Below are 9,331 nucleotides of genomic sequence, written 5' to 3' on the forward strand. Positions count from 1 at the left end.
CAGGCCCCCTCGCTCAGGCACTCCGCCGGACGGGCACCTGACCCCGGTCCCCGGCGGCCCGAGGGGGCGCGGCCTCGGGCGAGCGCACCACCGCGACGAGGTTGGCGACGGCGACCAGCACCCCGCCGGTGACCATCAGCGCCGCCATCCCGGTCATCCCCGCCAGCGGCGCCGCGACGGCCAGCCCGACCGGCCGCGCCGCGAACGAGATGAGCTGGTCGAACGACCGCACCCGCCCCAGCGCCCGCTCCGGGATCTCCTCGGCCACCACCGTCTCCCACAACGGACTGAGCACCCCGAGCCCCACCATGGCCACGAAGTAGGCCACCGCGACCACCACCACCGACAGCCCGAACCCCACGGCCACCGGCAGCGCCACCATGGGCAGCAGATAGACCGCGGCCCCCGCCTGAACGACGACCAGCGGCCTGCGCACCCGCAGCCGCGGCGCGACCAGCACCCCCGCCACCAGCCCGACCGTGCCGCTCTGCACGATGATCATCCAACCGGCCTCGCCTCCCAGCCGCTGCACGGCCGCCAGCGGCCCGAGGGTGAGGAACAGACCGGCCATGAAGTGCCACACGCCATGTCCCAGCACGCAGGTCAGGAACCACGGCCGCTTCCTGACCTCCCCGAACCCTTCGACCAACTCCCGCGCGAACCCGGCCCCCCGGCCCTGACGCTCCCCGGCGCCCCGGCCCATGACTGCTGTACGGATTCCCCCGAGGGTCACCGCCGAGCACGCGAACACCATCGCCGTGAGCCCCGCCGCCCACCCGGGCCCGACGGCCAGCGTGAGCGTCCCCGCGAGCGCCGGCCCCAGCACCGCCGACACGCTGGTCACCACCCCGATCCGCGCGTTCACCCGCAGCCTGTCCGCCCCCGGCACCACCGCCACCACCAGCCGCGGAACCGCGGGGCTCCCGAACGCGATCGCCGCCCCCGAGACGGCCGACAACACGGCGAGATCGGGCACCCGGTTCACCCCGGCGAGCAGTTCGACCGCCATGGCCCCCTGCGCCAGGCACCGCGTGAGGTCGGCGACCAGGACGCCCCGTTCGGGCCTGATCCGGTCGGCCAGCACGCCCCCGACGGGCAGCAGCAACAACAACGGGACCATCTCGCAGGCCAGCACCAACCCCAGGGCCTCCCCTGACCCGGTGGCGCGCAGCACGGCCAGGGTCAGCGTGGTGGGGATCATGGCCGTGGCGAGCGCCGACATACAGCGCCCGGCCAGCAGCCGGTTCCTGGACGCGACAAGCGACGAGAACGACATGACCGAAAATGTAGTTCGCCAGCGAATGATTCGTCAACAAATTACTTGTTGGCGTATCATCCTGTCCTGTGGAGGACTCCGTCGATCGTCATCTGGCCCGCTGGCGCGGCAAGGCCCCCTTCGACGAGCGGGCGGAGGGGATCGTGACCCGCATGCAGTCGCTGGTGAAACACCTGGGCCACGCCAAGGCCGCCGCGCTGGCCCAGACCGGGGTGCAGGACTTCGAGTTCCAGACGCTCCACAGGCTCGCGGCCCACAACGGCACCGCCACCCCCACCGAGCTGGCCGCCGAACTGCTACTCTCCCCCGCCGGCATGACCGGCCGCCTCGACACGCTGGAGAAGGCAGGTCTGGTACGCCGCGTCCGCAGCACCGAGGACCGCCGGCGCGTGGACGTCGAACTCACCCCCAAGGGCCACGACCTCTGGATGGACGCCATGGCCGTCCTGGCCGTGCTGGAAACCGCCATGGTGAACGCCCTGTCCCCCGGCGACCAGGACACCCTGGACAACCTGCTCAAACAGCTGCTGCTCTACGTGGAGAGCAACCCTCAACAATTGCATTGAGATCGACAGGCGTCCGGTGATAACCATGCTGAGATGACATTCCCGACATCGCAGACGACGCGCTTCCGCATTGACGTTCCCGACGACGTACTCGCCGACCTGCGCACCCGTCTCCGCAACGCCCGATTCACCGGATCGCTCGACCACCGTCCCTGGGAGGGCGGGACGGACCCGGCCTACCTGCGGGAGCTGGTGGCGTACTGGGCCGACGGGTTCGACTTCCGCGCCCAGGAGACCCGACTCAACGAGCTGGACCACTACAAGGCTCCCGTGCAGGGAGAGGACCTCCACTTCCTGCGCGTCCCCGGCGCCGGCCCCGACCCGATGCCCATCCTGCTCTGCCACGGCTGGCCGAGCAGCTTCCTGGAGATGCTGCCCCTGGCCACCCGCCTGGCCGACCCCGCCCGGTACGGCGGCGACCCCGGCGACTCCTTCGACGTCGTGATCCCGTCGATGCCGGGCTTCCTCTACTCCGGCCTGCCGGCCGAACCCCTCACCCGAGCCGCGATGGCCGGCGCGCTGCACCTGCTCATGACCGAGGTGCTGGGCCACGAACGCTACGGGGCCTTCGGCGGCGACATCGGCGGCGCGGCCGTCGGCTGGCTGGGCGCCCTGTATCCGGACCAGGTGCTCGGAATCCACCTGATCCACCCGCCCGTCCCCGCCTCCCTCGACACCCCGCCACTGACCCCCGAGGAACAGGCGTTCCTGGACGCCGAGGCGGCCTACGACGAGCGCGACGGCGGCTACAGCGAGATCATGCTCACGCGCCCCGACACCATCGCCGCCGCCCTGGTCGACTCACCGACCGGCCTGGCCGCGTGGATCGTGGACAAGCTCCGGGCCTGGAGCGACTGCCAGGGCGACCTGGAGTCCCGGTTCGACCGCGACACCCTGCTCACCATGCTGACCCTCTACTGGGCCACCGGCTCGATCGGCACCTCGTTCAAGTCGTACTACGACTGGCACCTCAACCCGCCCCGGCCGCCCATCACCGTCCCGTCGGCCGTCACGCTCAGCCACGAGCCCTCGGTGGCCCGGTTCCCCCGCAGCCTCGCCGAACGTGCCCTGACCGACCTCCGCCACTGGAACACCCCGGCCCGAGGCGGCCACTTCATGCCCCTGGAAGAACCGGCCCAGCTCACGACCGACCTCACCACGTTCTTCCGCCCCCTGCGCACCGCCTGAGGCCGACCTGGGGGGGCACCGCCGGTCACGTACGGGTTCGCTACCGGCCCGTACGGCTGGCGACGACCACCTGCACGGCATGCTCCAGGGCGTACGCCGCGTCCGCCCCGCCACCCTTGACCTGCTCGTCCGCGGTGGCCACCGCCTGGATCGCCCGGGACAGCCCCTCCGGCCCCCAGCCGTTCAGCTGGCGCTTGACCCGGTCGACCTTCCAGGGCGGCATGCCCAGGTGGGCGGCGAGCTGCCCGCCACGCAGGTTGCGCGGCGCGCTGCCCACCTTGGCCAGCGACCTCAGCCCACCGGCCAGCGCGCTCACCAGCAGCACAGGCGCGACCCCGGTGCCCAGCGCCCAGCGCAACTGCTCCAGGGCCTCGGCCAGACGCCCCTCGATCGCCGAGTCGGCCACGTTGAAGCCCGTGACCTCGGCCCGCCCCTTGTGATAGCGCGCCACGGCCGCCGCGCTGATCGTCTTGTCCTCGGTGTCGAAGGCGAGCTGGTTGCACGCCGCCGCCAGCTCCCGCAGATCGTTGCCCACCGCGTCGAGCAGCGCCTGGGCCGCATCGCCCGAGATGTTCCGCCCGGCCCGCTTGATCTCCGCCTTGACGAACTCCAGCCGCTCCCCGGCCTTGGTGACCTTGTTGATCGTCACCACCTTGGCCCCGGCCTTCTTCACGCCGTCGACCAGCGCCTTCCCCTTCACCCCACCCGGGTGCGCCAGCACGAGGACCGTGTCGTCGGACGGCTGCTTCGCGTACGACACCACCTCGGTGATGACGTCCTTCGGCAGATCCTGGGCCGAGCGGATCACCACCACCGAACGGTCGCCGAAGAGCGAGGGCGAGGTCAGCTGGGTCAGCTCGCCGGTGCCCACCTTCCCTCCGACGAGATCGTGCACCTCGGCCCCGGGATCGCCGGACCGCGCCGCCGCGACGACAGCACCCACCGCCCGCTCGGCAAGCAGCTCCTCGTCGCCGAGGACCAGGGTGACAAGTGCTGGATCGGTTCCCGCCATGTCAGGCAGCATGCCATGCGGCACCGACAACCCGGTACTCGACGCCGTACCCCGCCGAAGGGGCCGCCGTCCTCGCCCGACTCACCGGTCCGCCGGCCCGCCGGACGGCCGCCCGGCGGCGTCGATCGCGCGCTGGTAGCGGTCCGTGAGGTTGCGCAGCGCGTCGACCAGTTCCGGCGAGTCCACGATCGTGAAGTCCGCGTCCAGCAGCCCGAGATAGAGGGCGAGCATCTCCGGATGGTCCGAGCCCGGCTCGAACGCGCACCGGTCCTTGCCCAGGGACTCCACCTCCATGGGGATCGGCAGCCGGTCCCGCACGTACGCCGCGGGCGCGTGCACGATCACCCGGGCCCGGTATCGCCAGGTCGCCTCGCCGACCCCGCGTGCCACCCGCGCCGTGATCTCGGGGTCGGGCGGCAGCGCGCGGGGCGTGAAGCGCGGTCCCGTCGGCGTCAGCGGCTCGATCCGGTCGACCCGGAAGGTGCGCCAGGCGTCCCGGTCCAGGTCCCAGGCCACCAGGTACCAGCGCCGCCGGTCGTTGACCAGGCGGTACGGCTCGACCGAGCGGCGGCCGGCCGTGCCGGAATGCGTCCGGTAGTCGAACCGGAGCCGTTCATGGTCACGGCACGCGCTCGCGATCACGGTCAGCACGTCGGGGTCCACCTGCGAGCCGCGCGACGGCATCGGCAGCGTGTGCGACTGGAAAGCGCTCACCCGGTGACGCAGCCGCGAGGGCAGCACCTGTTGCAGCTTCGCCAGCGCGCGCACGGAGGTCTCCTCGATCCCCGCGATCGAGCCGCCAGCGGCCGTACGCAGGCCGATCGCGACCGCCACCGCCTCGTCGTCGTCCAGCAGCAGCGGGGGCAGGGCGCCGTCCGAGCCGAGCCGGTACCCGCCGGCCACGCCCGGCCGCGCGTCGACCGGATAGCCCAGCTCGCGCAACCGGCCGATGTCATTGCGGATGGTGCGGGTGGTGACGCCGAGCCGGGTGGCGAGCTCGGTGCTGGTCCAGTCGCGATGAGCCTGCAACAGGGACAGCAGGCGCAGCAGCCGCGCCGAGGTTTCCAACATTCTTCGATCCTGACGGCAATCTAGGAAAGCTCCTTTCCTCTATTGTTCCTACTCTTCTCCACGTGAGCACAGAAAACGACAGCATTCACCCCTTCCGCATCGAGATCCCCCAGGCCGACGTCGACTACCTGCATGACCGGCTCGCCAACGCCCGCTGGCCCGGTGAGCTGCCCGGGACGGAATGGACGCGCGGCATTCCGCTGGGCCATCTGAAGGAGCTCGCCGAGTACTGGCGCACGCAGTACGACTGGCGCGCCCAGGAGGCCCGGCTCAACCGGTACCCGCAGTTCACCACCGAGATCGACGGCCAGCGCGTGCACTTCCTGCACATCAGGTCCGACCGGCCCGACGCCAAGCCGCTGCTGATCACCCACGGCTTCCCGAGCTCCGTCGCCGAGTTCCTGCACCTGATCGAGCCGCTGATCGACCCCGCCGAGGGCCAGGCGTTCCATGTCGTCGCGCCGTCGCTGCCCGGCTACGCCTTCTCGACCCCGTTGGGCGGGACCGGCTGGTCGATGGGCCGCACCGCACGCGCCTGGGCCGAGCTGATGAGCCGGCTCGGCTACGAGCGGTACGGCGTCCACGGCGGCGACGTCGGCGCCGGCGTGTCCGGCATGGTCGCCGGCCTCGACGGCGAGCACGTCATCGGCCTGCACGTCGTGACCGATCCGCGGACCGCCGCGAGCGTCGCCACCTTCATGCCGGGGATGGCCGACCGGCTCGACGAGAACGACCCGGTCGACAAGCTGATCCTGAGCCGGATGGAGGCGTTCGACAAGGAAGGCTCCGGCTACCTGGCGATCCAGAACAGCCGGCCGCAGACCATCGGCTACGGCCTGGTCGACTCGCCGCTGCTGCAGCTCGCCTGGATCGCCGAGAAGGTCCACGAGTGGACCGACCTGCCGGTCGACCGCGACCAGCTTCTCACCACGGTCAGCCTGTACTGGTTCACCGGCTCAGGCGCCACCGCCGCCCACACCCTGTACGAGCAGGCGCACTCGTCCGACTGGGGCGCGCCGGCCGCCGTGCCGCAGGGCTTCGCGGTCTTCGGCAGTGACGAGACGGTGCGCAAGCTGGTCCCCGCGCCGGCCGACGCGCACTGGACCGAGTTCGAGCGCGGCCTGCACTTCCCGGCGATGGAGGCCCCGTCCCAACTGGCGGCGGACCTGCGTACCTTCTTCGGACCCCTGAAGTGACCGACGTGCTGAGCCGGCGTGGCCTCAACCGCGCCACGCTGGCTCGCCAGCACCTGCTGGAACGCGCGCCGGCACGGGCGATCGACGCGATCGAGCACCTGGGCGGCATGCAGTCCCAGGCGCCGCTCGCCCCGTGCGTGGGATTGTGGACCCGTCTCCAGGGCTTCACGGCGGACGAGCTTGCCACGCTGACCGAGCGGCGTCAGGTGGTACGGCTGCACCTGATGCGCAACACCGTGCATCTCGTCAGCGCCCGCGACTGCCTGGACTGGCGCCTGCTGTTCCATCCGCTGCACGCCGCCCAGTTCAGCGGGCACTTTCGCCACGGAACCCGGGGAGTGGACCGGGACGCGCTGCTCACCCAGGCGAAACGGCTGCTGGACGAGCGGCCGCGCACCCGCGCCGAGCTCGGCAGGCTGCTCGCGGAAGGCCGGCCGGACGCCGACCCGAACGCGCTGGCCTACGCCGCGACGCATCACATCGCGCTGTGCCAGGTGCCGCCCCGGGGCGTCTGGGGCAGGAGCGGCCCCGCCGCATGGGCGCCCGTGGAGAGCTGGCTGGGCGCGCCGCTGCGTCCGGTGCCGATGGACGCGCTGGTACTGCGTCATCTCGGCGCGTTCGGCCCGGCGACTGTCGCGGACGTCCAGTTGTGGTCCGGACTGACCCATCTGCGCGAGACGGTGGAACGGCTCCCCCTGCGGACGTTCCGCGGCCCGGAGGGGCAGACGCTGTACGACCTGCCCGACGCGCCCCGCCCCGCAGAGGACACGCCCGCCCCGCCCCGATTCCTGCCCGAATACGACAATCTGCTGCTGTCACACAAGGACCGCACCCGGGTCAACCCCGGCAACCGCCCGGTGCCGCTCCCACCCGGCAACGGCGCGACCACCGGCACCTTCCTGGTCGACGGCACGTGGCAGGGCACCTGGCGGATCCGGAACCGGACACTGCGCATCCAGCCGTTCACCAGACTGGGCCGGGAGGACTATGACGCGCTGCTCACCGAGGCCGCACAACTGTGCGCCTTCCTCGACCCCCGAGCGACGTACGACATCCTCGACGAACCGTAGACCGTGGCGTGCTCAGGTGGTGTCGCCGGTGACCGCGACGGCGTCCACCTCGAACAGCATGTCGGGCAGGGTGAGCGCGGCCACTCCGACGAGCGTCTGCGTGGGGGGTAACCCCGGTGGCGCCGGCGATGTGGCTGCAGCCGTATCCGACCGGGTTGTGCAGGGTCTCGAAGGGCTGATGACGGTGTGGGACATCGTTGGATCCCTTTCCGATCAGTCAGAACGTCCGCCTGCTACGAGCGGCGACGGCCGGTCCGGAGGCCACCCCCAGCACGCCGACGGTGGCGAACCCGCCGATCAGAGCGCCGTTCGAGCTCAGGGCCCCGCAGCCCGTCTCGCTACTTCACGATCGCCTCGCGGACGGACGGCACGATCTCCTGTGCCCAGCGGGCCAGCGTGGTGAGGTCGGAGGCGCCGTGGCCGGAGGAGAAGAGCATGAAGCCCGAGGCGTCGTGCTCCAGCACCGCTTCGGTCAGCTCCTCCACCCACTGCCCGACGGAGCCGCCGATCCAGCGCCCGTCGTGGTCGCGGGTGGCGGGCAGCGGGCGGTCGGTGATGCGGCCCGGGAAGTTGTAGATCGTACGGATCTCGCGCGGGTCGCGGCCCACTGCGGCCGCCGCCTCGTCGATGATCGGCCGTGAGGCGCGGTAGCGCTCGCTGCGCCAGTCGGCCGCGTGACCGGGGATCCAGCCGTCGGCCACCCTGCCCGTGGCGGCCAGCGACTTCGGCCCGTTCGACCCGGTCCACACCTGAGGCGCGACCACGGGGGCGGGCTCGATCCGGCGCACCCGGTAGTGACGTCCCTCGTGGGTGACCGGCGCGCCGCCGCCCGACAGCTTCCGGATCAGGACGATCGCCTCCTCGAAGGCGTCCACGGCTTCGCCGGGGGTCTGCCGGGGCACGCCCATGTCGGCGATGCGGTCCCACAGCCCGCCCGCGCCCATGCCGAGCACGACGCGGCCGTTCGACAGCGCCGACAACGACGTCACCGTCCTGGCCAGCATGGGGGCGGGCCTGGTCGGCAGGTTGGTGACGTTGGCCAGGCCGGCGATGTGCCGCGTGCCGCCCAGGAGGAAGCCGATCGTGGCGTAGGCGTCCAGCCGCTCGCCGAGATAGGGATGGTCGGACAGCGAGAAGAGATCAAGCCCGTCCCGGTCGGCCTGCTGAACCATGCGCGACAGCTCGGGCAGGTCCTCGAAACCGGAATGCGCCCCAAAACCAAACACCACGTCAGATATGGACACAATATCGCCCTTCATTCAGTTCGCGATACGAACTATACTCGTTCGTATCGCGAACTGCAATGCCGGCCGAGGCCCTGACACTTCGAGCGTCCACGACGCGCACAGTGGGACTCGGGGGGCACGACATCAGCCCGGACACAGGCCGCCGCCACAGCGTGCGCTGGTGGCGGGGTATGTGGGGTCCGGTTCACCCGTGGGTACCAGCCGACGCCGACCGAACCTCTTCCCCCACTCTGGCCGGCGAGGTGCGCCAAGGAGCGCCATGGCCGGGGAGCACCCAGGACGCCGGCAGTCCGCCGATCCGGTCGAGGGAGTCGAGGGCTTCGGCCGGGTCGTCGGTGAAGGGCGCCGGTTGGGGGCCTTCGCGTCCGGTGAGGACGTGGCGCGTGGTGAGGGCGTCCCCGACGAAGACGGCGTCGGCGAGCGGGACGTGCACCGCCACGCTGCCCGGGGAGTGTCCTGGCATGCCCACGATCACCGGGCTCCCGGGCAGGTCCAGGACGTCGCCGTCACCGATCTCGGTGACTTCGCCGACGTAGCGGGGGCGCAGGCCGTTCTTGCGGACGGAGTAGGAGAAGAACCCGAGTGTCGGCCCGAGACGCATGGGCCCGGTCGCGACCTTGGGCTTCTCCCCGGTACGGGTGCGGACGGCGTCGGCGGCGTGCACGAACACCGGCACGCCGTGGGCGCTTCGCAGCCGTTCGGCGA

At 71.5% G+C, this 9,331-nt stretch carries 9 protein-coding genes; 4 read left to right on the top strand and 5 right to left on the bottom strand.

Features of this window, described 5'->3' with window-relative positions; translation table 11 throughout:
- Positions 1 to 13: 13 nt before the first annotated feature.
- Positions 14 to 1,276 carry an MFS transporter gene (locus ACWCSU_RS37710; protein ID WP_449941595.1) on the bottom strand — a complete coding sequence of 421 codons (1,263 nt, stop codon included), beginning with the start codon at positions 1,274 to 1,276 and terminating at the stop codon, positions 14 to 16.
- A 68-nt stretch (positions 1,277 to 1,344) separates the two neighbouring features.
- Between ACWCSU_RS37710 and ACWCSU_RS37715 the strand changes: the two genes are divergently transcribed.
- Positions 1,345 to 1,842 (top strand): MarR family winged helix-turn-helix transcriptional regulator, encoded by a 498-nt coding sequence (locus ACWCSU_RS37715; RefSeq protein WP_357694141.1) that lies wholly within the window; start codon positions 1,345 to 1,347, stop codon positions 1,840 to 1,842.
- Between the two features lie 33 nt (positions 1,843 to 1,875).
- Positions 1,876 to 3,030: an epoxide hydrolase family protein gene (locus ACWCSU_RS37720; RefSeq protein WP_449941598.1), complete on the top strand. Its 1,155-nt coding sequence runs from the start codon at positions 1,876 to 1,878 to the stop codon at positions 3,028 to 3,030.
- A 40-nt stretch (positions 3,031 to 3,070) separates the two neighbouring features.
- Here the strand turns inward: ACWCSU_RS37720 and holA are convergent, their stop codons facing one another.
- Together holA and ACWCSU_RS37730 are read right to left on the bottom strand one after the other, a co-directional pair.
- A complete protein-coding gene (holA, locus tag ACWCSU_RS37725) occupies positions 3,071 to 4,042 on the bottom strand; it encodes a DNA polymerase III subunit delta (RefSeq protein WP_357694145.1) in 972 nt (323 codons plus the stop codon).
- A gap of 81 nt (positions 4,043 to 4,123) precedes the next feature.
- Entirely contained in the window at positions 4,124 to 5,113 is a 990-nt protein-coding gene (locus ACWCSU_RS37730) for a helix-turn-helix transcriptional regulator (protein ID WP_449941600.1), read from the bottom strand.
- Positions 5,114 to 5,175: 62 nt separating this feature from the next.
- Here ACWCSU_RS37730 and ACWCSU_RS37735 point away from each other — a divergent pair, with 62 nt between their 5' ends.
- Complete coding sequence (locus tag ACWCSU_RS37735) at positions 5,176 to 6,309, top strand: epoxide hydrolase family protein (RefSeq protein ID WP_449941601.1); 1,134 nt, start codon at positions 5,176 to 5,178, stop codon at positions 6,307 to 6,309.
- 5 nt (positions 6,310 to 6,314) lie between these two features.
- The gene (locus ACWCSU_RS37740; RefSeq protein ID WP_449941602.1) at positions 6,315 to 7,379 is read left to right on the top strand and encodes a winged helix DNA-binding domain-containing protein; all 1,065 of its coding nucleotides are present in this window, start codon (positions 6,315 to 6,317) and stop codon (positions 7,377 to 7,379) included.
- Positions 7,380 to 7,717: 338 nt separating this feature from the next.
- Here the strand turns inward: ACWCSU_RS37740 and ACWCSU_RS37745 are convergent, their stop codons facing one another.
- Positions 7,718 to 8,608: an LLM class flavin-dependent oxidoreductase gene (locus ACWCSU_RS37745; RefSeq protein ID WP_449941603.1), complete on the bottom strand. Its 891-nt coding sequence runs from the start codon at positions 8,606 to 8,608 to the stop codon at positions 7,718 to 7,720.
- Positions 8,609 to 8,810: 202 nt separating this feature from the next.
- Positions 8,811 to 9,331: MBL fold metallo-hydrolase (locus tag ACWCSU_RS37750; RefSeq protein WP_449941605.1), on the bottom strand; the 521-nt coding region annotated here is incomplete at its 5' end.

This window comes from Nonomuraea sp. NPDC001699, from assembly GCF_053596455.1.